The sequence below is a fragment of the Solwaraspora sp. WMMD791 genome, assembly GCF_029581195.1.
Taxonomy (GTDB): domain Bacteria; phylum Actinomycetota; class Actinomycetes; order Mycobacteriales; family Micromonosporaceae; genus Micromonospora_E.
In genome coordinates, this window is the sequence record NZ_CP120737.1 from 4150791 (window position 1) to 4176716 (window position 25926).

The window sequence follows — 25926 nt, forward strand, 5'->3', positions numbered from 1 at the left end:
CGTCGACGGTGAGAGATCGTATCGCCGATCGACGATGCGGGGCGGTACGGCGAACCGCCGTCATGGCAAGATCCGGGGATGGGTTTCGTGACTAGCCTGCTCATTCGGCTCGGCAGCACCGCGCTCGCGTTCTGGCTCGCCACCCTCGTCATTCCCGGCATCAGCCTGGAGACCGACGCGGTCGGTGAGGGCATCGTCACCTTGCTGCTCGTGTCGGTGATCTTCGGTCTGGTGAACGCGATCCTGCAGCCGATCATCAAGACCCTCGGCTGCGGCCTCTACGTGCTGACGCTCGGCCTGATCGCGATCGTCGTGAACGGACTGCTGTTCCTGCTGACCGGTGTCATCGCCGAGCAGCTCGACCTGCCGTTCGAGGTCGACGGGTTCTGGCCGTCCGCCGTGCTCGGTGCGCTCTTCGTCAGCGTGGTCACCTGGCTGTTGGGGCTGGTGCTGGACCGGGACTGACCGTCGGGCATCGCGTCGCCGGACATCGCTCACCCGGTGTCGCCGCATCCGTCCGGAATTCGTAGGGACAGCCGACCAGCCGACGTCTACGGTCAGCGGATGGTGTCGATCATGCTTGCGGACGGCCATCAGATCTGCGACGACCCGACCCGGGTCGACGTCGACCGGGTCCACGGTTGGCTCTCCACCGACGCGTACTGGGCGCTGGGCCGCCCCCGGGAGGTGGTCGCCCGGTCGATCGCCAACTCCCTGGTGTTCGGGGTCTACCGGGGCGGCGACGGCGGCCAGGTCGGTTTCGCCAGGGTCGTCACCGACAAAGCGACCTTCGGCTGGCTCTGTGACGTCTACATCGACCGCTCGGTGCGGGGTCGTGGACTCGGCCGCCGGCTGGTGGCGGCGGCCCGCGACGAACTGGCCCGACAGGGGGTACGCCGGCTGCTGCTGGGCACTCTGGACGCGCACGGCGTCTACGCCGAGCTGGGCTTCACCCCGCTGGCCGACCCCGACCGTTGGATGGAGCTGACGGCACCACCGACGGCCGATCTGAACACCGGCGGCTGACCGGCACGCGCGCCCGGTGACTCCACCGACCCGGTGACTCCACCGACCCGGTGACTCCACCGACCCGGTGACTCCACCGACCCGGTGGGTCAGCCGACCTGGTGGGTCAGGATCGCCGATCCGTCGGCCCGCACCAGCTCCAACCGTTCCAGGTCGGTCTCGGCGAACCGGGTGGCGCCGGTGAAGACGATCTCCGCGCCGGGACTCACCGCCCACGAACCGACCCGCTGCCTGGCACCGTCGCGGTCGTAGGCGACCAGCTCGAAGTTCATCGGTTCGCCGTCCGGATTGGTCGGCTCCCACCAGCATCGCATCGTCACCTCGGTGCCGTTGGCCACCTTCTGCAGGCCGACCTCGGCGTGGATCGGCAGCTGCGACGCCACCGGCTGCATCGCGGTGAGCTGGGTGCCGGGGTTGGTCTCCGGCGTACCGCCGGCACCGACCCAGCCGACCCCGAAGCCGACGACGATCGCCAGTCCGGCGGCGGCCAGCGCCGCGCCGGCGGTCTGCCAGCGCCGCATCCGCCGGCCCTTGCGGCGGGCCTGCCCGGCGGCGGTGACCAGCGTCGACAGCCGGGGGCCGGCCGACGGTGGGTCGCTGATCTGCTCGAACCCCGCCGGGTCGAGCCGGCCGAGCAGACCCGGCAGTACGGCGATCTCGGCGACCGCCTGCCGGCAGCTCGGACAGCCACTGAGGTGGTGCTCGTACGCGGCACGTTCCGACGGGGACAGGGCACCCAGGACGTACGCGCCGTCGTCGTGCGCGTAGTCACACTTCACTGGGTCACCCCCATCTCCTCCAGCACCAGCCGCAGCGAGCGCAGTGCGTAATGTGTACGTGACTTCACGGTGCCGGGCGGCACCCCGAGCCGGGCGGCCGCCTCGGAGACCGAGCGACCCCGGTAGAAACATTCGATCAGCACCTCGCGGTGCGGTGGGGACAACCGGCCGAGAGCTTCGGCCACTGTCCACGCCTCCACCGCGCGGTCCGCCTCGTCCACCGCGGGCGGTGGCTCCGGCAGCTCGTCGGTGACGACCTCCCCGACCCGTACGCTGCGTCGACGCCAGGCGTCGATGGCGAGGTTGCGGGCCGTGGTGAACAGCCAGGCCCGTACGGAACCTCGCTCCGGGTCCAGCGACTCGGGATGTCGCCAGGCCCGCAGCAGCGTCTCCTGCACCAGGTCCTCGGCTCGTTGGCGGTCACCGCCGGCCAGCCGCAGGGCATGGGCGAAGAGCGCGTCGCCGTGCTCCTCGTGCAACGCGCGCATCAGTTGTGAATCCTGGTCGGTCAAGAGGCGCCCTTCCCTTCCGCCTCTTGACACGTAGCCGCCGACCCGGCGGTTCAACGTCCTGCGAAAACAGCTCAGTTCATCGGCTGTTCCGGCGCGGTCATCGCATCGGCGACCGCCCGGGCGGCGGTCAGCAGCTTCGCGCGGACCACCCGGGCCGAGGTCATCATCTCGGCGGCCGGCAGCGCACAGGCGATCGCGACCCGTCGTTCGACGTCCTTGTCGACGTTGACCATGACCGCCGCGCAGGCCACCCCCTGCCGGTACTGGCCGATCTCCAGATGCATGCCGCGCCGGTCGCCGACCGCGATGTCCGCCTCGAAACCCTCGATCGTCGTGATCGTCGCCGAGGTGAACGGCCGCATGCCGAATTCCTTGAGGTAGCGGAACCGCTGATCGGGGGTGAGGGTGGCGAGCAGCGCCTTGCCGAGCGCGGTCGCGTGGGCGCCTTCGTCGAAGCCGGGGACCATGTCCTCCAGGTACGGCGACCGCAGCCCGTCCGCTGAGGCGGTCACCGCCACCTGGGTGCCGACGAATCGGCCGAGATAGTGGCTGTAGCCGGTCTCGACCGCCGCCCGGCGCAGGGCCTCGCCCACCGCCGGCGGCCCGCGGAACGCGGCCACCAGTTCCCGGTAGCGGTCGGCGACCTCGAGCCCCACGATGTAGGTGCCGTCCTCACGACGGATCACATAGCCCTCGTACGCCAGCGTGCGCACCAGGTGGTACGTGGTGGCCACGGTCAGCTCGCAGCGCCGGGCAATCTGTTTGACGGTCAGTCCGCGCGGGGCACGACCGACCGCTTCGAGCACCCGAAGTGCCCGTGAAACACTCCGGATGAGGTCCGAAGGTTCCGCCAAGGGGTCGCGCACAACCACCTCCGCCGCCGGGGACTTACACCATATGAAAAGACAGCCGCCTGTGGAATGCCCTTTCGAATCAGGGGCACCAGATGGCGACTATCGGTGTGGCGCCCGACACGTACGGTTCATGCTATTGGCTGGCCTGAGCTCATCGCAAATGGGAGCACCCACCGTCCACCCCCGTACCGCCGCTGGACAGCGGAAATCCGACTGCCACGCTACGCCGACGACCCCGTCCGGCAAGCCGGCCGTCAGCGGTACGGACGTCGTCAGTTGGTGCGGTCGGCGATGAAGTCGCAGAGGGACTCCATCGCCTGCCGGGCCGGCCCCGCCGGCAGCGGTGCCAGCCGGGACCGTGCCTCCTCGGCGTAGCTGCGCACCGTCTCCCGGGCGCGCTTGAGCGCCGGCGACTCGCGCAGCAGGCCGAGCGCCTCGGCGTGCAGGTCGTCGTCAGTCACCGGACCGGCGGCCAGGATCTCCCGCAACCGTCGGGAGGCGGCGTCACCGTCGTCGTCGGCCAGGGCGTACAGCATCGGCAGGGTCGGCACCCCCTCCCGCAGATCGGTGCCGGGCGTCTTGCCCGACTGGGCCGACTCGGAGGCGATGTCGAGCAGGTCGTCGGAGAGCTGGAACGCCACGCCGATGGTCTCGCCGTACCCGGCGAGGGCCTCGATGTGGGTCGGCGTCGCACCGCCGAACATGCCGCCGAACCGGGCGGACGTCGCGATCAACGAGCCGGTCTTGTCCCCGATCACCTGCAGGTAGTGGTCGACCGACGGTTCACCGTCGCGCGGACCGACGGTCTCGGCGATCTGGCCGTGCACCAGCCGGGCGAAGGTGCGGGCCTGCAGCCGGACCGCCTCGATGCCCAGGTCAGCGGCGAGATCGGCGGCCCGGGCGAACAGGTAGTCGCCGACCAGGATCGCCACCGAGTTGGTCCACCGGGAGTTGGCGCTGGGCGCGCCCCGGCGCACCGGGGCCTCGTCCATCACGTCGTCGTGGTAGAGCGTCGCCAGGTGAGTGAGCTCCATCACTACCGCCGCCGGCACCACCAGCGGCCGCTCCGGGTCGCCGAAGTGCGCGCCGAGCGCCACCAGCAGCGGCCGGAACCGCTTGCCGCCGGCCTCGACCAGATGTCGGGCCGCCTCGGTGACGAACGGGTCGGCGCTGAACACACTGTCGCGCAACTCGGCCTCGACCGACGCCATGATGTCGGTGACGGACGCCTGCAACCGCGGGTCGACGATGTCGATCCCGATCGAGGTCACCGCCCCGCCGCCAGACGCGATGGAGCTGCCGTCAGCCGTCCTCACCACACCCCCAACCATGCCACAACGGTCCGTGCGGCCCAGGTTGGGGGCGGGTGAGGTGACTCATCGGACAAACTCGGCGGCGTTGCTGGTGAGATCCAGCAGTGCGCCCGGCGCCACCCCGAGCAGCAGCGTGGCCAGTACGCCGATCATCAGCGCCGCCGAGGTGAGCGCCCCGGGGATCACCACCGTCGGGGTGGCCTCGCTCGGCTCGCTCAGCCACATCATCACCACCACCCGCAGGTACGGGAAGGCAAGGATCATGCTGGTCACCACACCGGCGATCACGAGCCAGATCTGGCCGTCCCCGACCGCCGCCCCGAACACCGCGAACTTGCTGGTGAAGCCGCTGGTAAGCGGGATTCCGGCGAACGCCAGCAGGATGAAGGTGAAGATCCCGGCGAACAGGGGCGACCGGCGGCCCAGCCCGGCCCAGCGGGACAGGTGGGTGGCCTCACCCTCGTCGTCACGGACCAGGGTCACCACGGCGAACGCCGCGATCACGATGAAGCCGTACGCCACCAGGTAGAACATCGTGCTCGCCAGGCCCTCGGCGGACAGCGACAGCACACCCACCAGCAGGTAGCCGGCGTTCGCCACCGACGAGTACGCCAGCAGCCGCTTGATGTCGGTCTGGGTGACGGCCATGATCGCCCCGACCAGCATGGTCAGTACGGCGATCGCGCCCAGCACCGGGGTGAAGTCCCAGGCGGCCCCGTAGAAGGCCACGTGCAGCACCCGTAGCAGCGCGCCGAACGCGGCGACCTTGGTACAGGCGGCCATGAAGCCGGTCACCGGGGTCGGCGCGCCCTGGTAGACGTCCGGTGCCCAGACGTGGAACGGTGCCGCGGTCGCCTTGAACAGCAGCCCGACGGAGATCAACGCGATGCCGGCGAAGAGCAGCACCGGGCTGGCCGTCGAGGTCTCCACCGCCGTACGGATGGTGGCGAAGTCGACCCCCGGCCCGGTCGGGCTGTCCACCCCGGCGGTGAAGCCGTAGGTCAGCGCCAGCCCGAACAGGAAGAACGCCGACGAGTAGGCGCCGAGCATGAAGTACTTCAGTGCCGCTTCCTGGCTGAGCAGCCGCCGGCGGCGGGCCAGCGCGCAGAGCAGGTACAGCGGCAGCGAGAAGGCTTCCAGCGCGATGAACATCGTCAGCAGATCGTTGGCCGCGACGAACAGCAGCATGCCGGCGATGGCGAACAACGCCAGCGGGTAGACCTCGGTCGCACCACCCCGGCCGGCCGCCTGCTTGCGGTCCTCCGGCGAGTTGACCACGATCGCCGCCTGCGCGACGAACGCGCCGCCGGTCTCCAGCGACCGTTCGCCGATCAGCAGCATGGCCATCACCCCGAGGACGAGGATCGCCCCCTGCAGGAACAGCGTCGGGCCGTCGACCGCGATCGCCTCACCTGCGGTCACCGTCCGGGTGCCGCCCTGCAGCACGACCGCGACCAGGGCGGCGACCATGCTGGCGAGGGCGAGCACCAACTGCACCGGGTTGCGTACCGACCGGGGCACGAACGCCTCGACCAGTACGCCGACCATCGCCGCGCCGAACAGGATCAGCATCGGCGCGATCGCCGCGTAGCTGATCTCGGGGAACGAAATGTCGCTCACCGGGCCGCCTCCTGAATAACGCCCACGGTCGGGGCGGGGTCGGACCTGCCGACGTCATCGGACAACGTCGCCTCGATCGCCGGGTTGATGACGTCGGTCAACGGCTTGGGGTAGAAGCCGAACAGCAGGATCAGCGCGATCAGTGGGGCGACCACGATCTTCTCCCGCAGGGTGATGTCCCGCTTCATCGGCTCGACCTCGGTCAATGCCGGGTTGAGCGTGCCCTGGGTGGTGCGCTGCACCATCCACAGCACGTACGCGGCAGCCAGGATGATGCCGAGGGTGGCGATCACCGCGACCGGCTTGTTCACCGAGAAGGTGCCGATCAGCACCAGGAACTCGGAGATGAACGGGGCGGTACCGGGCAGCGCCAGCGACGCCAGACCGGCGAAGAAGAAGACCCCGGCCAGCACCGGGACCAGTTTCCCGGCGCCGCCGAAGTCGCTGATCAGCGCGGATCCGCGGCGGGCCACGAACATGCCGACGACCAGGAACAGCAGGCCGGTGGCGAGCCCGTGGTTGACCATGTAGAGCACCGCACCGGTGCCGGCCTGGGTGGTGAACGCGAAGATGCCGACGCCGATGAAGCCGAAGTGCGAGATCGAGGTGTACGACACCAGCCGCTTCAGGTCGTTCTGGCCGACCGCCAGCAGCGCGGCGTAGATGATGCCGATCACCGCCAGCGTCAACGCCCAGGGGGCGAACCACTGGGACGCCTCCGGGAACAGCCCCAGGCAGTAGCGCAGGATGCCGAACGTACCGACCTTGTCCATCACACCGACCAGCAGCGCGGCCGAGCCGGCCGGCGCGGCGCCACCGGCGTCGGGCAGCCAGGTGTGGAACGGGAAGAACGGTGCCTTGATCGCGAAGGCCACGAAGAAGCCGAGGAACAGCCAGCGTTCGACACCGGTGGACATGTCGATCTGGCTGAGCGCCTGCCAGTCGAAGGTCTGCCCGCCGACCACCCACAGGCCGATCACGGCGGCCAGCATGAACAGGCCGCCGACCAGCGAGTAGAGGAAGAACTTGACCGCCGCGTACTGCCGCTGGTGGCCGCCGTAGCTGCCGATCAGGAAGTACATCGGCACCAGCATGACCTCGAAGAACACGTAGAACAGGAAGATGTCGGCTGCGGCGAAGACGCCGATCATCGTGCCTTCGAGCAGCAGCAGCAGGCCGAAGTAGACCGGCACCGACCGCTTCGACGCCTCCGCGTCGTGCCAGGAGGCGAGGATCACCAGCGGCACCAGTACGGCGATCAGCATCAGCATGACCAGTGCGATGCCGTCGGCGGCGAAGGTGAAGTTCACCCCCCAGTTGGGGATCCACGGGTACGACTCACGGAACTGGAAGCGCTCACCACCGGCGGAGAAGGCAAACCACATCACCAGTGACAGCACCAGCACCGCCACCGACCAGCCGAGCGCCAGCCACTTGGCCAGCTCCCCCTGGCGGCGCGGGACGAGCGCCACCACGAGCGCACCGACCAGCGGCGCCACGGTCAGCACCGAGAGGAACGGAAAGTCGTTCACGCCAGCCATCCCATCTGCAGGGCGAGGAACGCCGCGACCACCACGAAGGCACCGGCGAGCACGGACATCGCGTACGAACGCACGAAGCCGGTCTGCAGCCGCCGCAGCCGCCCGGAGCTGCCGCCGATCGCGGCGGCCAGCCCGTTGACCAGGCCGTCGACTCCCCGGTTGTCGAGGAAGACCAGCGCCCGGGTGAGGAAGATGCCCGGCTTTTCGAACACCGCCCGGTTGACCGCGTCGGTGTAGAGGTTGTGCCGGGCGGCGGTGACCAGCACCCCGGCCGGTTGCTCCTGCTCGGCGGTGCCGTTGCGGAACAGCAGCCAGCCGAGCAGCGCGCCGAGCACGGTGATCACCAGCGCCAGGATGGTGACCGCGCCGTGCGACAGCACCGCCTCGTGGTGGCCCTCCTCGGTGCCCAGCACCGGGGTCAGCCACTCGGGCACCGAGGTGGACATCAGCCAACCGGCGGCGACCGAGCCGACCGCCAGCAGGATCAGCGGCACGGTCATCAGCGGCGGCGACTCGTGCGGGTGGTCGATGTCTTCGGTCCACCGCTTCGGGCCGTGGAAGGTGAGGATGAACAGCCGGGTCATGTAGAAGGCGGTCAGCCCGGCACCGAGCAGCGCGGCCCCGCCGAACAGCCAGGCGGTCCAGTCCTCCCGTTCGAAGGCCGCCGCGATGATCGGCTCCTTGGAGAAGTAGCCGGACAGCGGCCAGATGCCGATGATCGCCAGCCAGGCCAGCCCGAAGGTCGCCCAGGTGATCTTCATGTGCCGCCACAGACCGCCGAACCGCCGGATGTCGGTCTGGTCCTTCATCCCGTGCATCACCGAGCCGGCACCGAGGAACAGCCCGGCCTTGAAGAAGCCGTGCGCCAGCAGGTGCACGATCGCCAGCGCGTACGCCCCGCCGCCGAGCCCGACGCCGAGGAACATGTAGCCGATCTGGGAGACCGTCGACCAGGCCAGCACCCGCTTGATGTCGTCCTTGGCGCAGCCGATGACCGCGCCGATCAGCAGGGTGAGCGCGCCGACGCTGACCACCACGGTCTGCAGCGTCGGGTTGGCCGAGAAGATCGGGTTGGACCGGGCGATCAGGTAGACGCCGGCGGTGACCATCGTCGCGGCGTGGATCAGCGCCGAGACCGGGGTCGGACCCTCCATCGCGTCCGGCAACCACGCCTGCAGCGGGAACTGGCCGGACTTGCCGGTCGCGCCGAGCAGCAACAGCAGGCCCATCGCCAGGATCGTGCCGGACGCCAGCGCGCCGGCACCGGTGAAGACCGCGTCGAACTGGGTGGTGCCGAGGGTGGCGAACATCAGGAAGATCGCCAGTACGAGGCCGGCGTCGCCGACCCGGTTCATCAGGAACGCCTTCTTGCCGGCGGTCGCCGCGGCGGGCAGGTTGTACCAGAAGGAGATCAGCAGGTACGACGCCAGACCGACGCCCTCCCAGCCGAGGAAGAGCATCACGTAGTTGTTGCCGAGCACCAGCACCAGCATCGCGGCGACGAACAGGTTGAAGTACGCGAAGAAGCGCCGTCGCCCCGCATCGTGCGACATGTACTCGACCGCGTACACGTGGATCAGGAAGCCCACGCCGGTGATCAGCAGCACGAAGACCGCCGACAGCGGGTCGAACAGCAGCCCGAAGTCCACCGACAGGCCACCGACCTCGATGAACTGCCACAGGCTCAGCTCGACCGCCCGGTTGTCCAGGCCGCGTAGCTGGAAGAAGTAGGTCAGGCCGAGGACGAAGATCGCCCCGACGGCGACCACGCCGAGCCAGTGCCCCCACTTGTCGGCGCGCTTGCCGAGCAGCAGCAGGATCGCCGCGCTGGCCAGCGGAATGGCCACCAGCAGCCACACGCTACTCAGCAGCCCCGTGGCCTGGGCGTACTCCACAGTCGGTTCCACGTGTGGGCCCCTTAGTACTTCAGCAGGTTGGCGTCGTCGACGCTCGCCGAGCGCCGAGTCCGGAAGATGGTCATGATGATGGCGAGCCCCACGACCACCTCGGCAGCCGCCACGACCATCACGAAGAAGGCGATGATCTGGCCGTTGAGGTCACCGTTGATCCGGCTGAAGGTGACCAGCGCCAGGTTCGCGGAGTTGAGCATCAACTCGATGCACATGAACAGCACGATCGCGTTGCGGCGGACCAGCACGCCGACCGCGCCGATGGTGAACAGCACCGCCGACAGGATCAGGTAGTTGTCCGGAGTCATTTGTCAGTCCCCTTCGGGGCGGCCTCGCTCGGCGAGAGCTCACGCGTCGGCAGGATCGCCGGGATGCTCCGCTCGGTGAGCGTGCCGTCGGGCAGCCGGCCCGGCGTGGCGACCGAGGTGGAGGTGGCGTAGACACCCGGCCCCGGCTTCGGGCCCGGGTAGTTGCCGGGCGCGAACCGTTGCCGCATCATCTCCGGCTGGCCGCGCCGCTGTTCCTTGCGCTTCTCGATGTGCGCCAGGATCAGGGCGCCGATCGCGGCGGTGGTCAGCAGGGCGGCGGTCACCTCGAAGGCGACCAGGTAGCGGGTGAACAGCAGGGCGGCGATGCCCTGGACGTTGCCGTCCGCGTTGGCCTGCTCCAGCCCGGCCGCCTGCACCCCGCCGAGGCCCCGGTACAGCCCGGTACCGACCAGCGCGGCGAAGCCGACGCCGAGCACGACGGCGGCGATCCGCTGACCGCGCAGGGTCTCGATCAGCGAGTCGGAGGCGTCCCGGCCGACCAGCATCAGCACGAACAGGAACAGCATCATGATGGCGCCGGTGTAGACGATGATCTGCACCAGGCCGATGAACGGCCCGCCCTGCACGACGTAGAAGACGCCGAGGCAGAGCATGGTCAGGACCAGCCAGAGCGCGGAGTGCACCGCGTTGCGGGCCCACACCATGCCGATCGCGCCGAGCAGCGCGAGCGGGGCCAGGATCCAGAAGGTCACCGCCTCTCCGGTGGAGACCTCCGCTACGAGCTCGGTCATGGCTTGCCCTCTCCCGTCGTCGTCCCCGAGCCGTCCTGGGTGCCCTGCTCCGACCAGGGCGCCCGTTCCGCACCGGCCGACGTACCGGGGTTGGTCAGCGCCCCGACGTAGTAGTCCTTCTCGCTGTCGCCCAGCCGCATCGGGTGCGGCGGCTGCTCCATGCCCGGCAGCAGCGGCGCCAGCAGCTGCTCCTTGGTGAAGATCAGGTCCTGCCGGGAGTCGCGGGCCAGCTCGTACTCGTTGCTCATGGTCAACGAGCGGGTCGGGCAGGCCTCGATGCACAGGCCACAGAAAATGCACCGGGCATAGTTGATCTGGTACGTGCTGGCGTACCGCTCGCCCGGGGAGAACCGCTGCTCCTCGGTGTTGTCGCCGCCCTCGACGTAGATCGCGTCTGCCGGGCAGGCCCAGGCGCACAGCTCACAGCCGATGCACTTCTCCAGCCCGTCCGGGTGCCGGTTGAGGATGTGCCGGCCGTGGTAACGCGGCGCGGACACCGGTGGCTTGAACGGGTAGTCGGTGGTGACCACCTTGCGGAACATGTGGGAGAAGGTGACCCCGAACCCCTTGAACGTTCCCGTGATCGCGCCCACGTCACACCTCCTTGTCGTCGGTGGCGGGACCGACCTGGGCCGGTTCCCGTTCGGCTACCGCCCGCTTGGCCCGCGGGCTGGGCGGGACCTGCAGGTCCATCGGGGGCAGCGGGAAGCTGCCCGGCGGACGGGTGTCGACCTGCTCCTGCAGGGTCGGCGTCGGCTGTTGCCTGCGGCTCGGCCAGAAGATCACCACGGCCAGCAGGATCGCGACCGGGATACCGATCGCGACCAGCCGGTCGTTGCGCTCCCAGCCGCTGGTCACCCGGATGCCGCCGAGCGCCAGGATCCAGAGCAGGTTGATCGGCAGCAGCACCTTCCAGCCGAACCGCATGAACTGGTCGTAGCGCAGCCGGGGCAGGGTGCCGCGCAGCCAGACGAAGACGAACACCAGCGCGATGACCTTGCCCATGAACCAGAGCATCGGCCACCAGCCGGAGTTGGCCCCGTCCCAGATGCTGATCGGCCAGGGTGCCCGCCAGCCGCCGAGGAACAGCGTCACCGTCACCGCCGACATGGTCACCATGGCGACGTACTCGGAGAGCATGAACAGTGCGAACTTCAGCGAGCTGTACTCGGTCATGTAGCCGGCGACCAGCTCGGACTCGGCCTCGGGCAGGTCGAACGGTGCCCGGTTGGTCTCGGCCACCGCCGCGATGAAGAAGATGATGAAGCTGGGCAGCAGCAGGATCGCGTACCAGCCCGGCGCGTACAGGTCGAAGCCAGCGATCGAGGTTACCCGGTCACCGCCCGACTGGGCGGCGACGATGCCGCTGGTCGACATCGTGCCGGCGGTCATGAAGACGCCGACCACCGACAGCCCGAGCGCGATCTCGTAGGAGATCACCTGCGCCGTCGAGCGCAGGCCGCCGAGCAGCGGGTACGTCGACCCGGACGCCCAGCCGCCGAGCACCAGGCCGTACACGCCCATCGACGAGCAGGCCAGCAGCACCAGCACCGCCACCGGCACGTCGGTGACCTGCAGCGGAGTCCGGGTGCCGAAGATGCTCACCATCGGTCCGAACGGGATCACCGACAGCGCGGTCACCGCGCAGATCACCGAGATCGTCGGGGCGAAGAAGTAGACCACCTTGTCGGAGGCCTTCGGCAGGATGTCCTCCTTGAAGGCCATCTTCAGGCCGTCCGCCAGGGTCTGCAGCAGACCGAACGGGCCGGCCTGGTTCGGGCCGGGCCGCACCTGCATCCGGCCGACGACCCGCCGCTCGAACCAGACCCCGAGCAGCGTGCCGACCAGGCCGAACACGAAGGCGAAGAGCACCTTGATCAGGATCAGCCACCACGGATCCTGCCCGAAGTCGGACAGGGTGGGATCCTGTGCAAGTCCGTTCACCGCAGACCCCCTACGTTGAGGTTCGTCGCGCCGTTGCCGCCGAGCGCGCCACCGGCGGCCGCGCTGACCTTGACCACCGCTCCGGCGACCGCGCCGAGGCTGCGGCGCACCGTGGAGCCGGGCGAGTTCGTCGGCAGCCAGACCACCCCGTCGGGCAGTCCGTCGGTGACCGCCGCCGGCAGGGTGACCGCGCCCCGGTCGGTGCCGACGGTGACCGGGTCGCCGTCGGCGACGCCGAGCGCGCCGGCCAGCGCCTTGCCGAGCCGGGCCACCGGTCGCCGCGCCGTGCCGCCCAGATGCGGGTCACCGTCGGTGAGGGTGCCGAGGTCGATCAGGTGGTGCCAGGTGGCCAGGACCGCTTCGCCGGCCCCCGGTGCCGCCGCCGCGACCGGGTCGACCAGCGGCAGACCGGGCCGCTGGGCCTTGGTAGCCGGCAGTGCGCCCAACTCGCGGCGGATCAGGTTGACCTCGCCGGTGCCGAGGGTGACGCCGAGTTGGGCGGCGAGCGCGTCGAGCACCCGGGCGTCGGGCATCGCGGTCGTCTCCAGCACCGCGCCGAAGGTGCGCAACCGGCCTTCCCAGTCGACGAAGCTGCCGGCCTTCTCCACCACCGGGGCGACCGGGAAGACCACGTCGGCGCGGCGGGTCACCGCGCTGTGCCGGATCTCCAGGCTGACCAGGAACGGCACCGCGTCCAGGGCCTGCTCGGCCAGGCGCGGGTCGGCCAGGTCGGCCGGGTCGACCCCGGCGACGACCAGCGCGCCGATCTTGCCGGCGGCGGTCGCCGCGACGATCGCGTCGACGTCACGGCCCGGCTCGGCCGGGATGATCCCGGCCCCGATGTCCCAGGCCCCGGTGAGCTCGGCGCGGGCCGCCGCGTCGGCGACCGGACGGCCACCGGGCAGCAGGTTCGGCAGGCAGCCGGCGTCGACCGCGCCCCGGTCACCGGCCCGGCGTGGCACCCAGGCCAGCTTCGCGCCGGCCCGGTCGGCGACCGCGCCAGCGGCCGACAACCCACCGGGTACGCCCGCCAGCCGCTCGCCGACGATCAGGATCGCGCCGGACCGGGCGAGTGCCTCGGTGACCGTCGTGTCCTCGGTGAGCAGCCGCGCCTCGTCGCCGGGCACGGTCGGCACCAGCGTGGCGCCCAGCTTCTCCAGGCCCCGGCTCAGGTACGGCGCCAGCGCCACCACCCGCAGGCCCTTCTTGGTGTACGCCTTGCGCAGCCGCAGGAAGAGGATCGGGCACTCCTCCTCCGGCTCCAGCCCGGCGAGCACCACCACCGGGGCCCGCTCGACGTCGGCGTAGGTCGCCTCGGCGCCGCCGGCGACCCGGGCGGCCAGGAACTCGGCCTCCTCGGTGGAGCCGACGGCACCGGCGATCGGCCGGGCCCGGAAGTCGATGTCGTTGGTACGCAGCGCCACCCGGGCGAACTTCGCGTAGGCGTAGGCGTCCTCGACGGTGAGCCGGCCGCCGGTGAGCACCCCGACGCCGTACGCGCCGTCGCGGGCCTTGCGCAGCCCCTCGGCGGCGACCGCCAGGGCCTCGCTCCAGGACGCCTCACGCAGCTCACCGCTGTCGGCGTCGCGGACCAGCGGGGTGGTCAGCCGGTCGGTGGCGGTGGCGTAGCGGAACCCCCACCGGCCCTTGTCGCAGTTCCATTCCTCGTTGACCGCCGGGTCGTCGCCGGCCAACCGGCGCATCACCTTGCCACGCCGGTGGTCGGTGCGCTGGGCGCAGCCGGCCGAGCAGTGCTCGCAGACGCTCGGCGTGGAGACCAGGTCGAACGGGCGGGCCCGGAACCGGTACTGGGCGCCGGTCAGCGCGCCGACCGGGCAGATCTGCACGGTGTTGCCGGAGAAGTAGGAGTTGAACGGCTCGTCGCCGGCACCGGCCTCGCCGTCGACCGCCGGGTCGGCGCCGAACGCCTCGTCGCGGTAGACGTTGATCTGCTCGCCGGAGGAGCGGTCCATCAGGTCGATGAACGTGTCGCCGGCGATCTCCTCGGAGAACCGGGTGCAGCGTTGGCACAGTACGCAGCGTTCCCGGTCCAGCAGCACCTGGCTGGAGATCTCGACCGGCTTGGGGTACTCCCGCTTGTGCTCGTGGAAGCGGGAGTCCGGCCGGCCGGTCGACATCGCCTGGTTCTGCAGCGGGCATTCACCGCCCTTGTCGCACATCGGGCAGTCCAGCGGGTGGTTGACCAGCAGCAGCTCCATGACCCCCTGCTGGGCCTTCTTGGCCACGTCGGAGGTGAGCTGGGTGCGGACCACCATGCCCTCGGCGACGGTCTGGGTGCACGAGGCGACCGGCTTGCGCTGGCCCTCGACGTCGACCAGGCACTGCCGGCAGGCACCGGCCGGGGCGAGCAGCGGGTGGTCACAGAACCGGGGGATCTCGATGCCCAGCTTCTCGGCGACCCGGATCAGCAGCGCCCCCTTGGGCGCGGTGACCTCGACGCCGTCGATGGTCAGGGTGACCGTCTCGGTGGTCTTCGCTACCTCTGCCATTAGTGCGCACCTACCAATGCTTTCTCCGACAGCTTCGGTGCCGTGCGGCCCTCGATGTAGTCGAGGTAGTCCTGCTTGAAGTACTTCAGCGAGGAGGTCACCGAACTGGTCGCACCGTCACCGAGGCCGCAGAACGACCGGCCGAGGATGTTGTCGCAGGTGTCGAGCAGGGTGTCGAGGTCCTCGTGGGTGCCCTGGCCGGCCAGGATCCGCCGGTAGACCCGCACCATCCAGTAGTTGCCCTCGCGACACGGGGTGCACTTGCCACACGACTCGTGGTGGTAGAACTCCAGCCACCGGTAGGTCGCGTACACCGGGCAGTCCTGGTCGGAGAAGATCTGGGTGGCGGTGGTGCCGAGGATCGACCCGGCCGCGGCCACCCCTTCGAAGTCCAGCGGTACGTCCAGGTGCTCGGCGGTCAGCAGCGGCGTGGACGACCCGCCGGGGGTCCAGAACCGCAGCTCGTGCCCGGGTTGCATGCCGCCGGCCAGCTCGATCAGCTCGCGCAGGGTGATGCCCATCGAGCACTCGTACTGGCCGGGGTTGGCGATCCGGCCGGAGAGCGAGTAGATCATCGGGCCGGACGACTTCTCCGTGCCCATGGACTTCCACCAGTTGGCGCCGCCGAGCACGATGTACGGCACGCTGGCGATGGTGCCGACGTTGTTGACCACGGTCGGGCAGGCGTACAGGCCGTGGGTGGCCGGGAACGGCGGGCGCAGCCGGGGCTGGCCCCGGAAGCCTTCGAGGGAGTCCAGCAGCGCGGTCTCCTCGCCGCAGATGTACGCACCCGCGCCGCTGTGCACCACCAGGTCCAGGTCGAAGCCGGAGCCGAGGATGTCGGTGCCGAGGTAGCCGGCCCGGTACGCCTCGTCGACGGCGTTGCGCAGCCGCCGGGCGGCGTGCACCGCCTCGCCCCGGATGTAGATGAAGGCGCGGCTGGCCCGGATCGCGTACGAGGCGATGATGACGCCTTCGACCAGCGAGTGCGGGTCGTACATCATCAGCGGCAGGTCCTTGCAGGTGCCCGGCTCGCCCTCGTCGGCGTTGACCACCAGGTAGTGCGGCTTGCCGTCGCCCTGCGGGATGAAGCCCCACTTCAGTCCGGTGGGGAATCCGGCCCCGCCCCGGCCCCGCAGCCCCGAGTCCTTGATCAGTTTGATCAGATCGTCCGGGTGCACCGGGTCACTGGCGCGACCCCGGCCGCCCGGCTTGCCGGCGAGCACCTTGCGCAGGGCCGCGTAGCCGTCGAGCTGCTCGTAGACGTCGATCTTCCAGGCGTCCGGCGACAGCCAGCGCTTGGTCAGCACCGGCGTCAGCTTCTCCAGGGTCTCCCGTCGCGGCTCGGTCATGCCGTGCCCTCCTCGCTGCGCGCGTCCCGCAGCGCCTCACGCTGCGGCTGCGGGCTGTCACCGGCTGGTTTGGCGTCGCTGGCCGGCGGGTTGGCGGCGGTGCCGGCCGCCTCGGCGGCCTCGGCGTCGCTGTCCGGCTCGGTCCGGTCGGCCGGCACCGTGGTGCCGGGCGCGTCCGGGACCGGCGTCTTCGCGTCCGGCGCGCGGGTCTCCGCGGCCCGGATCTCCGGCGACTTGGCCTGCGGGGCCTTGACGTCCGGGGCCGTGCTGCCGGTCGCGGCGGGCGCGGGCCGGCTGGCCGCCGGCTCCGGCGCGTCGCCGCTGATCGGGGTGTTCGGGTCGAAGCCGGCGACGGCGATGCCGTGCTGCTGGGCCAGGCGCAGCCCACGCAGGGTGGCGTCGCCGGCCGGTCCGTCGGCGACCGCACCCTCGCGGGTGTCGGAGAAGCCGGCGAGCTGCAGCGACATCTCCTTCAGGGTGCACAGTCGGGCACCCCGGGTGGGGGTCGGGCGGCCGCCGGCGCGCAACTCCTCGACGACCCCGAGCGCGATGTCCGGGTCGACCTTGTCGAAGAAGTCGTAGTTGACGGTCATGACCGGGCCGTAGTCGCAGGCGGCGAGGCACTCGGCATGCTCCAGGGTGACCGTGCCGTCGGCGGTGGTCTCCTCGTGCCCGACGCCGAGATGCTCACTGAGCGCGTCGTAGACCCGCTGCCCACCGAGCACGTCGCACATGGTGTTGGTGCAGACGCTGACCAGCCAGTCACCGGTGGGCCGACGCTTGTACATCGTGTAGAAGGTGGCGACCGCGCTGACCTGGGCCTTGTTGATGCCCAGCTGCTCGGCGCAGAACTCGACGCCGGCCGGCGAGACGTAGCCGTCCTCGGACTGCACCAGGTGCAGCAACGGCAGCAGCGCCGAGCGGGACCGGTCCGCCGGGTACCGGGCGATGATCTCCCGGGCCCGGTCGTGCGTTTCCTGACTGAAGCCCATCAGCGGTCACACCCACCCATCACGGGGTCCAACGAGGCGCCCCCGGCGATCACGTCGGCGAGCAGCCCGCCTTCGGCCATGGCCGGGATCGCCTGGAGGTTGACGAAGCTCGGTTCGCGGTAGTGCACCCGGTACGGGCGGGTCCCGCCGTCGGAGACGGCGTGCACGCCCAGCTCGCCCCGGGGTGACTCGATGCCGACGTACACCTGCCCGGGTGGCACCCGGAAGCCCTCGGTCACCAGCTTGAAGTGGTGGATCAGCGACTCCATCGACTGACCCATGATCTTGGCGACGTGCTCCAGCGAGTTGCCCATACCGTCGACGCCGATGGCCAGCTGCGCCGGCCAGGCGATCTTCTTGTCGGCCACCATGATCGGGCCGGGCTTCAGCCGGTCCAGCGCCTGCTCGACGATCTTCAGCGACTCCCGCATCTCGGCCATCCGGACCAGGTAGCGGCCCCAGACGTCGGCGGTCGGCGTGGTCGGTACGTCGAACTCGTAGTTCTCGTAGCCGCAGTACGGCATGGTCTTGCGCAGGTCCCAGGCGAGCCCGGCCGAGCGCAGCACCGGACCGGTGACGCCCAGCGCCAGGCAGCCGGTGACGTCGAGCACCGCGACGTTCTGCGTCCGCTCCAGCCAGATCGGCTGCCCGGAGAGCAGGTCCTCGTACTCCTTGAGCCGCTTCGGCATCATCTTCAGGAACTCGCGGATCTTGACGATCGCCTCGTCCGGGATGTCCTGGGCGACCCCGCCGGGACGGACGTAGGCCATGTTCATCCGCAGCCCGGAGACCAGCTCGAAGATCTCCAGGATGTACTCGCGCTCCCGGAAGCAGTACAGCATGATCGAGATCGCGCCGAGCTCCAGACCGGTGGTGCCCAGCCAGATCAGGTGCGAGGAGATCCGGTTGAGCTCCATCATCAGCACCCGGATGGTGTTCGCCCGGTCGGTGATGTCGTCGGTGATCCCGAGCAGCTTCTCCACCGCGAGGCTGTACGCAGTCTCGTTGAAGATCGGCGCCAGGTAGTCCATCCGGGTGACGAAGGTGGTGCCCTGCACCCAGTTGCGGTACTCGAGGTTCTTCTCGATCCCGGTGTGCAGGTAGCCGACGACCGTCCGGGCCTCCCGGACCGTCTCACCCTCCAGCTCCAGCACCAGGCGCAGTACGCCGTGGGTGGACGGATGCTGCGGGCCCATGTTGACGATGATCCGCTCGTCGGTGAGCGGGTCGGTGCCACCGACCACGGTGTCCCAGTCCCCACCGGTGACGGTGAAGACCTTGCCCTCGTCGGTGTCGCGCTCGGTTGCGTATCCGGCGGTCATTGGTAGCTCCTCCGCTTGTCCGGCGGTGGGATCTCGGCGCCCTTGTACTCCACCGGGACACCGCCCAGCGGGTAGTCCTTGCGCTGCGGGTGGCCTTCCCAGTCGTCCGGCATCAGGATCCGGGTCAGCGCCGGGTGGCCGTCGAAGATCACCCCGAACATGTCGTACGTCTCCCGCTCCTGCCAGTCGGCGGTCGGGTAGACGGCGGTGACGCTGGGCAGGTGCGGGTCCTCGGCGCTGACCGCCGCTTCGAGCCGGACCCGACGGCGGTACGTCATCGAGGTCAACTGGTAGACGACGTGCAGTCGGCGCTCGTCGGCACCGAGGTAGTCCACTCCGGAGACCGAGGAGCAGAGCTCGAAGCGCAGCGACTCGTCGTCGCGCATCACCCGGCACACCTCGGCGATCCGCTCCGGGCGGATGTGCAGGGTCAGCTCGCCCCGGTCGACGATCACCTTCTCGATCGCGTCGGCGAACGCCGGGTAGGCCTCCTCCAGCGCGTCGCACACCTCGTCGAAGTAGCCGCCGTACGGCCGCTCGCTGCCGGCCACGGAGGCCCGGCGACGGACCAGGCCGCCGAAGCCGGAGGTGTCGCCGGAACCCTGGATGCCGAACATGCCACGCCCGGCCGGGCTGGCCGGCGGGTACTCGGCCGGTGCGCCACTGGTCGCCCCGACCGGCGGTGCGGCGGCGGGTACGCCGCCACCGGGCTGCTCGCTCGGCGCGTTGGTCGGCCCCGTCACTGAATCGTCCTTTCGCTGGTCGACGCGGACATCACTTCAGCCGCTCCCGGACGTGCAGGTGGTTCTGGGCCTTCATCCAGTTCTCGATCCGCAGCTGCTCCTCGCGGCCTTCCCGGACGGCCTGCTCCCACTCGGCCCGGCGGGTCTTGTCGGAGCGGTACGACGACGGCATCGCCCCGGGGGCGACCACCGGAACGTCACCGCGGGCGCGGCGGGCCTCGAGCATCTTGCGGCCGTTCGGTCCGAGCGGCTCGTGGCCGATCTTCTCGCGCAGTTTCAGGACCGCGTCGATGAGCATCTCCGGGCGCGGTGGGCAGCCCGGCAGGTACATGTCGACCGGCACCACGTGGTCGACGCCCTGCACGATCGCATAGTTGTTGAACATGCCGCCGCTGGAGGCACAGACGCCCATCGACAGCACCCAGCGTGGCTCGGCCATCTGGTCGTAGATCTGCCGCAGCACCGGGGCCATCTTCTGGCTGACCCGGCCGGCGACGATCATCAGGTCGGCCTGCCGGGGCGAGGCCCGGAAGACCTCCATGCCCCAGCGCCCCATGTCGTAGTGCGGGGCACCGGCCGCCATCATCTCGATCGCGCAGCAGGCCAGCCCGAAGGTCGCACCCCAGACCGAGGTCTTCCGGGACCAGTTGACCAGCTTCTCCACCGAGGTGAGCAGTACGCCGGCGGGGAGTTTCTCCTCGATTCCCATGGTTCCTCCGTCAGTCCCAGTCGAGCCCGCCGCGCCGCCACTCGTACACGTAGGCGACCGAGACGGCGACGATGAACAGCGAGACCGCGACGTACCCGAACGCGCCGAGCGGATCGAGCGAGACCGCCCACGGGATCAAGAAGATGATCTCGATGTCGAAGATGATGAACATCATCGCGGTCAGATAGAACTTGATCGGGATCCGACCGCCGCCGACCGGCTCCGGACTCGGCTCGATGCCACACTCGTACGCTTCGAGCTTCGCCCGGTTGTAGCGCAACGGTCCGGCCAGCCGGGCGGCGGCCACCGAGAACAGCGCGAAGGCCGAGGCGAGGGCGAACACCCCGACGATGGGTATGTAAGGCGAGAGCGACATGGGCTTCTCCTGCTCGTCCTTCCCTGCCCGCGGTCAGTTTCCAGCGATCCAGCGTGTTGACTGCCCGGGTCGGGCACCCTTGCCCGCCCCGGTGGTTGCTGCGGTGGGCCGGTGCCGGCCCGGTCGTGCTCGTGGTGGCGTCACACGGCGGGAGCCACCTTGGTCATCGCGTTGATCATCCGGTCCATGGCATCCCCACCCCGTGGATCGGTGAGGTTCGCCAGCAACTTGAGGACGAACCGCATGAGTGTCGGATGCGGCATGCCGTGTTTGGTGGCGATCCGCATGATCTGCGGATTGCCGATCAGCTTCACGAAGATGTTGCCGAGCCGGTAGTAGCCGCCGTACCGGATCTTCAACTCGGCCGGGTACTGCGCCAGCGCGCGCTCCCGGTCGGCACCGGCGGACCGGGCCAGCGCCTGCACCGCGACCTCGGCGGCCAGCTCACCGGACTCCATCGCGTACGCGATGCCTTCACCGTTGAACGGGTTGACCATACCGCCGGAGTCGCCGACCAGCAGGACTCCGCGGGTGTAGTGGGGCACCCGGTTGAAGCCCATCGGCAGCGCGGCGCCGAGAATCGGACCGTCGGCGTTGGCCTCGTCGGCCAGCCCCCAGTCCGCCGGGGTGCTGCCGAGCCAGTCGGTCAGCATCCGCCGGTAGTTGGTCTTACCGAAAGCCGACGACGAGTTGAGCACGCCGAGGCCGACGTTGACCCGGCCGTCGCCCATGCCGAAGATCCAGCCGTAGCCGGGCAGCAGCCGGTCGCCGCCCTCGCGGCTGCGCAGCTCCAGCCAGGACTCCAGGTAGTCGTCACGATGGCGGGGGGAGCGGTAGTAGCGGCGGACCGCGACGCCGAGCGGCCGGTCCTCCCGCTTGGCGAGCCCCATGGCCAGCGGGAACCGGCCGGAGACACCGTCGGCGGCGACGATCAGCGGAGCCCGGAAGGTCGTCGGTTGCTTGTCCGGGCCCACCTCGGCGGTGACCCCGACCGCCCGGCCGGTGTCGTCCAGCACCGGAGCGACCACGTTGGTGCCGGTGTGCAGCAGCGCGCCGGCCTCGACCGCCCGGCTGGCCAACAGGTCGTCGAAGTCGAGCCGGGTCCGCACCAGGCCGTAGTTGGGGAAGCTGGCCAGGTCGGGCCAGTCGAGCTCGAGCCGGATCCCGCCGCCGATCACCCGTAGGCCCCGGTTGTGCAGCCAGCCGGCCTCCGGCGAGGTGTCCACACCGAGCTTGATCAACTGCTTGACGGCACGCGGGGTGAGCCCGTCGCCGCAGACCTTCTCCCGGGGGAAGTTCGTCTTCTCCAGCAGCAGCACCCGTACACCGTGTCGGGCGAGGTGGTAGGCGGTCGCGGATCCACCTGGGCCCGCGCCGACGACGATGACGTCGGCTTCGGTGTCGCTCACAGCCACCTCCCATTCACCTCCGGGCCGCTCGTGAAATGCTTCACAAGCCGTCTCGGGGTGAGTCTAGAACCGTTAACAGGGCGGCAATCGGTTAGGCGACCCTAACCCTGCGAGGTAGCGACCCCGGCGGGTGACCGACGACACGGAACCTCCCATCGACGGACACCGAGGAGTAACCGGACCGCGACACCGCCACCGGAAACGGGAGATTCAGCCACGCCCGCGTGGCGGGTCCGTACCGGCTACGCCCGGCTCTGCCGGGTCGAGACCGGCTATACCCGGGTCGCCCGGTGCAGCGCCACGATGCCGCCGGTCAGGTTGCGCCACTGCACCGACCGCCAGCCCGCCGTGCCGATCCGCCCGGCCAGCGCCGCCTGGTCCGGCCACTGCCGGATCGACTCGGCCAGATAGACGTACGCCTGCGGGTTGCTCGCCACCGCACGCGCCACGGTCGGCAACGACCTCATCAGGTAGGACAGGTAGACGGTCCGGAACGCCGGGTTGGTCGGCTGGGAGAATTCGCAGACCACCAGGCGCCCACCGGGCCGGGTCACCCGGGCGAACTCGGCCAGCGCGGCACCGGTGTCCACCACGTTGCGCAACGCGAAGGAGATTGTCACCGCGTCGAAGGTGGCGTCCGGGAACGGCAGCGCGAGGGCGTCACCGGCGATCAGCGGCACCTGTGGGCGGGCCCGGCGACCGGCCCGCAGCATCCCCAGCGAGATGTCCGAGCCGACCGCCCACACCCCGTCGCGGCCCAGTTCGGCGGTCGACACCCCGGTCCCCGCCCCGACATCGAGGACCTTGTCGCCGGGACGCAGCTCGGCGGCCGCCCGGGTGGCCCGACGCCACCGACGGTCCTGGCCGAAGGAGATCACTGTGTTGGTCAGGTCGTAACGGCCGGCCACCCCGTCGAACATCGCGGCGACCTCGGCCGGTTGTTTGTCCAGGCTGGCGCGGACGGCAGGCGGATTCTGGTTCACACCTTCGCACTCTGCCAGCTACCGGCGGCGACCGGCGGAGCGGGTCCCGACCACTCTCACCAGCATCCCGAGCAGCACCGCGACCAGGCCGAGCCCGACGAGTGTGGCGACCGACGGCCCGGTGACCGGCAGCCCGTCGACGCCGGGCGGCGCGGTCAGCACCGTGAACGTGTCCTGGTTGTCGCTCGGATCGACGTCCACGGCGGTGGCGGCCACCGCGCCCGCCGGCAGGACCGTCGGCGTGGTGACCGGGTCGCCCGCCGCCAGCGCCACCGGGTCGGCCACCTCGGCGATCGCCGCCGTGACGACGCCGCCGGTGAGCACGGCCGGCGCCGGGGCGCCCGCTCCGACCCGGACCGGGTGGGTGAAGACCATCGCCGAACCGGTCTGCGCCGATCTCGTGGCCAGGACGAGTTCGGGGTACGCGCAGGTGGCCTCGGCACCGTCGGCCGCGTACCGGCAGCCTGCCAGGGTCTCGGCGAACGTCACGTGCTCGGGCAGCCGCACGGTGAGCGTGATCCCGGTCACCGGCACCGTGCCGACGTTGCCCACCTCGTACCGCAGCGCGGTGGTGTCGCCCGGGGCCACCGTCGCCGCCGGGTCGTCGGGCAGGTACGGCACGTCCCACGCCCGCACGTAGACGTCGGTGACCGGCGACCCGGCGATGCTCACCGGGGCCTGCGCGCTGTCGTTGGCCGGGTCGGGGTCGCGACCGTCGTGGCGCACCGTCGCCCGGAGCACACCGATCCGCACGCCAGCGCCGATCCACGGCCGGATCCTGGTCTCCAGCCGGATCGAGCGACCGGCCGGCAGGTCGGCCAGCGCGCACTCGCCGGCCACCGGGATGTCGTAGTGCGGGTTGGGCGACGTGGGGTCCGGCGACGGCGGATCGTAGGGCGGCATCGTCCCGGGCAGGGTGTCACAGAAGTGGATGGTGCCGGCGTCGACCGCTTCGCTGTCCACCCTCGACTCGCTCAGGTCCAGGATGACCCCGCGGGCCGTGCCGGGCCCGTGGTTGGTCACCGTGATCACCGTCGACTTGTAGCCGGGCGCGTTGATCGTGGCACCGGTGATCCGTACCGCCAGATCGGCCCCGGCGGCCGGGCTCCCGGCAAGATCGGCACCAGGGCTCCCGGCCGGATCGACGTCCGGGGAGACCGGCGTGGTGACGGGCGTGGCGACGGGTTCCGAGGGAGCCGGGTCGGCCGGGGCAGGGGTGGCAGCGGCCGACCCGACCCCGGGGGCGAGGGCGACGCACATGCCGGCGGTCACGAACGCGACGGTTGCCGTACGCCGGACCGCTGGCAGTTTCCGGTTCCAGACCATGGCGACGTAGCGTAGTCATCGAACTCACTGAATGCACGCCCGACACCCGGACACACGTCGGGCGGGGTGGTTGAACCACCCCGCCCGCCGCGCCGTGCGTTATGTAGACGGCCCCCGCGGGCCGCTGGAGTACCCTTCCGGCAACCCGCCCTGGGGGACGTGACCAGCACCGACAGGGGGCGTCGGCGCGGCGCGGGTGGCTGCCGGAACGTTGTTGACGGCGACGTTAGCGGCCGGCCCGCAGCTTCGCGCGCCTCGTGATCAACACGTTATGGCCCTCTGACCTAAGGTGCGCGCGCCCTCCGCCACATCGACAGCGGTACGCACCACAACCGGCCGAGCGCGAACGCCGTACCGATGAAGCCTGCTCGTCCGGTCGGTCACCAGGCTCCCCCCGATCAGAGGAGAACGGCCCGCTCAGCGGGCCGACGCCCCGGCGGTGGGCGGCGACGTCAGCGGGCGTCGACCAGCGGAAGATCCCGTCGGGCGCCACCGCCGGGCAGGGCGATCGACGAGAAGTGCGACACCACCCGGTCGTCGGTCGGGTCGTCCGCCGGGGTGTGGTGCACCGCGAGGTGGCGGTACTCGGTGTCGCGCTGTGCCGGGATCCGGCCGGCCGACCGGATCATCCAGATCAGCTCGTGCAGGTTCGACCGGTGCCGGGCACCGGCGGAGGAGATCACGTTCTCCTCCAGCATGATCGAACCCAGGTCGTCGACGCCCATGTGCAGTGCCAACTGCCCGACGTCCTTGCCGGTGGTCAACCAGGATGCCTGCAGATGCGCGACCTGGTCGAAGAAGAGCCGCGACACCGCGATCATGCGCAGGTACTCCAGGGTCGTCGCCTGGGTGCGGCCCTTCAGGTGGTTGTTCTCCGGCTGGTAGGTCCACGGAATGAACGCCCGGAAGCCACCGGTGGAGTCCTGGACGTCCCGGATCATCCGCAGGTGCTCGATCCGCTCGGCGTTGGTCTCCCCGGTGCCCATCATCATCGTCGCGGTCGATTCGATGCCGTGCCGGTGCGCCAACTCCATCACCTCGAGCCAGCGCGCGCCCGACTCCTTGAGTGGCGCGATCGCCCGACGCGGCCGTTCCGGCAGCATTTCGGCACCGGCCCCGGCGATCGAATCCAAACCCGCCGCCTTGATCCGGGCAATCGCCTCGTCCAGGGTGACACCGGATACTCTGGCCATGTGCAGAATCTCGCTCGGGCCGATCGAGTGGATCACCAACTGCGGGTACGCGGACTTCACCGCGCCGAACAGTTCCTCGTAGTACTCGACGCCGAAGTCAGGGTGATGCCCGCCCTGCAGCATCACCTGGGTCGCGCCGAGCTCGACCGCTTCGCCACAGCGACGCAGGATCTCCTCGGTCGGGTGGGCCCAGCCTTCGGCGTGCTTGGGTGCGCGGAAGAACGCACAGAACCGGCATGCGGTGACGCAGACGTTGGTGTAATTGATGTTGCGATCGATCAGGTACGTCACGACGTTGTCCGGGTACCGGCGACGGCGTACCGCGTCCGCGGCCTCACCGAGGGCATGAAAGGGCGCATCGGTGTAGATCAGCAGCGCCTCCTCGGGGGTGATCCGGCCACCGTCGGCGCCACGCTGCAGGATGCTGTCGATCTCCCGGCTGGTAGTCACGC

24 protein-coding genes are annotated in these 25926 nt (G+C 70.2%); 2 read left to right on the top strand and 22 right to left on the bottom strand.

The window, feature by feature from the left end:
• Positions 1-78 precede the first annotated feature (78 nt).
• Positions 79-465, top strand: a complete 387-nt coding sequence (locus tag O7623_RS18430) for a phage holin family protein (protein ID WP_282224268.1) — start codon at positions 79-81, stop codon at positions 463-465.
• 99 nt (positions 466-564) lie between these two features.
• A complete protein-coding gene (locus O7623_RS18435; protein WP_282224269.1) occupies positions 565-1026 on the top strand; it encodes a GNAT family N-acetyltransferase in 462 nt (153 codons plus the stop codon).
• Positions 1027-1115: 89 nt separating this feature from the next.
• Here the strand turns inward: O7623_RS18435 and O7623_RS18440 are convergent, their stop codons facing one another.
• From O7623_RS18440 to mqnC, 22 genes are all read right to left on the bottom strand, one after another.
• The gene (locus O7623_RS18440; RefSeq protein WP_282224270.1) at positions 1116-1805 is read right to left on the bottom strand and encodes a zf-HC2 domain-containing protein; all 690 of its coding nucleotides are present in this window, start codon (positions 1803-1805) and stop codon (positions 1116-1118) included.
• Positions 1802-2296: a sigma-70 family RNA polymerase sigma factor gene (locus tag O7623_RS18445; protein ID WP_282229466.1), complete on the bottom strand. Its 495-nt coding sequence runs from the start codon at positions 2294-2296 to the stop codon at positions 1802-1804. Before O7623_RS18445 ends, O7623_RS18440 begins: the two co-directional genes overlap by 4 nt.
• A 92-nt stretch (positions 2297-2388) precedes the next feature.
• On the bottom strand, positions 2389-3183 hold the full coding sequence (locus tag O7623_RS18450; protein ID WP_282224271.1) for a helix-turn-helix domain-containing protein: 795 nt from the start codon (positions 3181-3183) through the stop codon (positions 2389-2391).
• Positions 3184-3443: 260 nt separating this feature from the next.
• Entirely contained in the window at positions 3444-4502 is a 1059-nt protein-coding gene (locus tag O7623_RS18455) for a polyprenyl synthetase family protein (protein WP_282224272.1), read from the bottom strand.
• A gap of 45 nt (positions 4503-4547) precedes the next feature.
• On the bottom strand, positions 4548-6104 hold the full coding sequence (gene nuoN / locus O7623_RS18460) for an NADH-quinone oxidoreductase subunit NuoN (protein WP_282224273.1): 1557 nt from the start codon (positions 6102-6104) through the stop codon (positions 4548-4550).
• Positions 6101-7636 carry an NADH-quinone oxidoreductase subunit M gene (locus O7623_RS18465; RefSeq protein WP_282224274.1) on the bottom strand — a complete coding sequence of 512 codons (1536 nt, stop codon included), beginning with the start codon at positions 7634-7636 and terminating at the stop codon, positions 6101-6103. The genes nuoN and O7623_RS18465 overlap by 4 nt, the downstream gene beginning before the upstream one ends.
• Complete coding sequence (nuoL, locus tag O7623_RS18470) at positions 7633-9552, bottom strand: NADH-quinone oxidoreductase subunit L (protein ID WP_282224275.1); 1920 nt, start codon at positions 9550-9552, stop codon at positions 7633-7635. Before nuoL ends, O7623_RS18465 begins: the two co-directional genes overlap by 4 nt.
• 11 nt (positions 9553-9563) lie before the next feature.
• The gene (gene nuoK / locus O7623_RS18475) at positions 9564-9863 is read right to left on the bottom strand and encodes an NADH-quinone oxidoreductase subunit NuoK (protein ID WP_123607128.1); all 300 of its coding nucleotides are present in this window, start codon (positions 9861-9863) and stop codon (positions 9564-9566) included.
• Entirely contained in the window at positions 9860-10615 is a 756-nt protein-coding gene (locus O7623_RS18480; RefSeq protein ID WP_282224276.1) for an NADH-quinone oxidoreductase subunit J, read from the bottom strand. Before O7623_RS18480 ends, nuoK begins: the two co-directional genes overlap by 4 nt.
• Positions 10612-11208: an NADH-quinone oxidoreductase subunit NuoI gene (gene nuoI / locus O7623_RS18485; protein ID WP_348775094.1), complete on the bottom strand. Its 597-nt coding sequence runs from the start codon at positions 11206-11208 to the stop codon at positions 10612-10614. Before nuoI ends, O7623_RS18480 begins: the two co-directional genes overlap by 4 nt.
• Position 11209: 1 nt before the next feature.
• Positions 11210-12559 (bottom strand): NADH-quinone oxidoreductase subunit NuoH, encoded by a 1350-nt coding sequence (gene nuoH / locus O7623_RS18490; RefSeq protein ID WP_282224277.1) that lies wholly within the window; start codon positions 12557-12559, stop codon positions 11210-11212.
• Positions 12556-15069 (bottom strand): NADH-quinone oxidoreductase subunit G, encoded by a 2514-nt coding sequence (locus tag O7623_RS18495; RefSeq protein WP_282224278.1) that lies wholly within the window; start codon positions 15067-15069, stop codon positions 12556-12558. The genes nuoH and O7623_RS18495 overlap by 4 nt, the downstream gene beginning before the upstream one ends.
• Positions 15069-16421, bottom strand: a complete 1353-nt coding sequence (nuoF, locus tag O7623_RS18500) for an NADH-quinone oxidoreductase subunit NuoF (protein ID WP_282224279.1) — start codon at positions 16419-16421, stop codon at positions 15069-15071. The genes O7623_RS18495 and nuoF overlap by 1 nt, the downstream gene beginning before the upstream one ends.
• Positions 16418-17416, bottom strand: coding sequence for an NADH-quinone oxidoreductase subunit NuoE (gene nuoE / locus O7623_RS18505; RefSeq protein WP_282229467.1), 999 nt, complete (start codon positions 17414-17416; stop codon positions 16418-16420). The genes nuoF and nuoE overlap by 4 nt, the downstream gene beginning before the upstream one ends.
• Positions 17413-18735 carry an NADH-quinone oxidoreductase subunit D gene (locus tag O7623_RS18510; protein WP_282224280.1) on the bottom strand — a complete coding sequence of 441 codons (1323 nt, stop codon included), beginning with the start codon at positions 18733-18735 and terminating at the stop codon, positions 17413-17415. Before O7623_RS18510 ends, nuoE begins: the two co-directional genes overlap by 4 nt.
• A complete protein-coding gene (locus tag O7623_RS18515; protein WP_282224281.1) occupies positions 18732-19478 on the bottom strand; it encodes an NADH-quinone oxidoreductase subunit C in 747 nt (248 codons plus the stop codon). The genes O7623_RS18510 and O7623_RS18515 overlap by 4 nt, the downstream gene beginning before the upstream one ends.
• Before the next feature lie 31 nt (positions 19479-19509).
• A complete protein-coding gene (locus tag O7623_RS18520) occupies positions 19510-20187 on the bottom strand; it encodes an NADH-quinone oxidoreductase subunit B (RefSeq protein ID WP_282224282.1) in 678 nt (225 codons plus the stop codon).
• 10 nt (positions 20188-20197) lie between these two features.
• The gene (locus O7623_RS18525; protein WP_123607118.1) at positions 20198-20563 is read right to left on the bottom strand and encodes an NADH-quinone oxidoreductase subunit A; all 366 of its coding nucleotides are present in this window, start codon (positions 20561-20563) and stop codon (positions 20198-20200) included.
• Positions 20564-20703: 140 nt separating this feature from the next.
• Positions 20704-21972: a geranylgeranyl reductase family protein gene (locus tag O7623_RS18530; RefSeq protein WP_282224283.1), complete on the bottom strand. Its 1269-nt coding sequence runs from the start codon at positions 21970-21972 to the stop codon at positions 20704-20706.
• A 272-nt stretch (positions 21973-22244) separates the two neighbouring features.
• Positions 22245-22955, bottom strand: a complete 711-nt coding sequence (locus O7623_RS18535; protein WP_282224284.1) for a demethylmenaquinone methyltransferase — start codon at positions 22953-22955, stop codon at positions 22245-22247.
• 18 nt (positions 22956-22973) lie between these two features.
• Positions 22974-24281, bottom strand: coding sequence for a hypothetical protein (locus tag O7623_RS18540; protein WP_282224285.1), 1308 nt, complete (start codon positions 24279-24281; stop codon positions 22974-22976).
• A gap of 452 nt (positions 24282-24733) precedes the next feature.
• Positions 24734-25924, bottom strand: coding sequence for a cyclic dehypoxanthinyl futalosine synthase (gene mqnC, locus O7623_RS18545; protein ID WP_282224286.1), 1191 nt, complete (start codon positions 25922-25924; stop codon positions 24734-24736).
• Positions 25925-25926: the final 2 nt, after the last annotated feature.